2 protein-coding genes and 1 pseudogene are annotated in these 2037 nt (G+C 65.4%); all 3 read right to left on the reverse strand.

What is annotated here, in order from left to right; translation table 11 throughout:
• Positions 1-127: 127 nt before the first annotated feature.
• Positions 128-694: a ribosome recycling factor gene (gene frr / locus JCM25156_RS14855; protein WP_025813690.1), complete on the reverse strand. Its 567-nt coding sequence runs from the start codon at positions 692-694 to the stop codon at positions 128-130.
• Positions 695-766: 72 nt separating this feature from the next.
• A pseudogene (pyrH, locus tag JCM25156_RS24935) lies at positions 767-1508 on the reverse strand (UMP kinase).
• A 117-nt stretch (positions 1509-1625) separates the two neighbouring features.
• Positions 1626-2037: KH domain-containing protein (locus tag JCM25156_RS14865; protein ID WP_025813692.1), on the reverse strand; the 412-nt coding region annotated here is incomplete at its 5' end.

Genomic DNA, 2037 nt, shown 5'->3' on the forward strand with positions numbered 1-2037 from the left:
ATGATGGCGACATGCTCCGGCAGGCACACGCCGCCCGCAACGCGATGATCCGACCCGGACAAGCCCTGATCCCCCTCCTCAGTCATGCACGGGGAGAAGCGGAGTGAATGCGGCGCTCACGAACCGATCAGACCTGCTTGATCTCGCGTTCTTTTTCAGCCAGCAGTTCGTCAACGCGCTTGACGTACTGGTCCGTCAGCTTCTGGATCGCGTCGGACCAGACCTTGACGTCATCCTCGCTGATTTCGCTGTTCTTTTCCAGCTTGCGGGTCTGGTCCATGCCATCACGGCGCACGCCACGCACGGCGATCTTGCCATTTTCGGCATACTTGCCCGCCGCGCGGGCCAGTTCGTTACGCCGTTCCTCGGTCAACTGGGGAATGGGCACGCGCACCGTCTGGCCGTCGGCCGCCGGGTTGAGACCAAGGCCCGCGTCACGGATGGCGCGCTCAACAGCGCCCACCAGCGTACGGTCCCAGACCTGCACGGTCAGCATACGTGCCTCGGGCACGGCAATGGAGCCGACCTGTGTCAGCGGCACCTCGCCCCCATAGGCTTCCACCCGCACCGGCTCAAGCAGCGCCGGGCTGGCGCGGCCGGAACGCAGGCCGGCAAAATCACGGCGCAGGCTTTCAAGCGCGCCATCCATACGGCGGGTCATATCCGCCAGCAAACTTTTCTGATCGACAGACACCGTGGCCCTCCTCCTGATTTTTCCATCCACCCGCCAGGACGGCACATGCGCCCGCAGGGTTGCTGCCCGGCTTCAGCCCGCCGCGACGATGGTGGTAAAACGGCCCTCGCCGCGCATGACGCGCGAGAAGGAATCCTGCTCATGAATATTGAATACGACGATGGGCAGCCGGTTTTCCCGCGCCAGGCTGATGGCCGCCGCATCCATGACGTTAAGGTCATTGGCCAGGACATCGCGATAGGTCAGGGTATCGTAACGCCGGGCATCGGGATTCTTGCGCGGATCGGCTGAATAGACACCATCGACCTGCGTGCCTTGAACAGGGCGTCACATTCCATTTCCGCCGCGCGCAGCGCGGCCCCCGTATCGGTGGTGAAGAACGGGTTGCCCGTGCCGGCGGCGAAGATCACGACCCGGCCCTTTTCCATATGCCTGACAGCGCGGCGACGGATATACGGCTCGGCTATGGAGGACATGTGGATGGCCGTCATGACCCGCGTGGGCACGCCATGGCGTTCCAGCGCGTTCTGCATGAGCAGCGCGTTGATGACGGTGGCCAGCATGCCGGCGTAATCGCCCTGCGCGCGGTCCATGCCACGCGCGGCGGCCGCCATGCCACGGAAAATGTTGCCGCCGCCGATGACCAGACACACCTCGACCCCGGTGCTGGCCACGGCCGCCACATCGGCGGCGATGGCGTCCACTGTCGCCGGATCGACCCCGTACGACCCGCTTCCCATCAGGCTTCCCCCGACACCTTCAGGAGGACGCGCTTGTAGGAGGCAGCGGACTGGGGTTTGGCTGGCTGGGTCATTGGTCCTCGGAACAGGTCAGGCAGACGGGGCTAGGAACGGGCAGGCCGCCCGGCCATGCCCTGTCATATAGAGGGATGCCCCCCCCCACAAGCCGATGATGTCCCTCTTTTAAGGATTCAGGATGCGTCGTCCAGCCCGATGGCGCGCAGGCGGGCGCGCTCCTCGTCCCATCCCGCGCGTTCCTTGACGTTGAGGAAAAGGTGGCATGTCCGCCCCAGCAGGCGGCCGAGTTCACGCCGCGCCTTTTCGCCTATCGCGCGAATCCGGCTGCCGCGCTCACCGATCAGGATCGCCTTGTGCGAGGCGCGCGCCACGTAGATGGTCACGTCAATGCGTACCGAGCCATCGGGGCGTTCCGCGAAGCCTTCCGTCTCGGCCGTGGCGGCGTAGGGCACTTCCTCATGTGTCTGGAGGAAGATCTGCTCACGCACCAGTTCGGCCGCCAGCAGGCGGTCGGGCAGGTCGGTCAGGTCGTCCTCGGGGTAAAGGTACGGCCCCACCGGCAGGTCCGCCGCCAGGCGGTCCAGC

The organism is Komagataeibacter kakiaceti JCM 25156, from assembly GCF_000613305.1.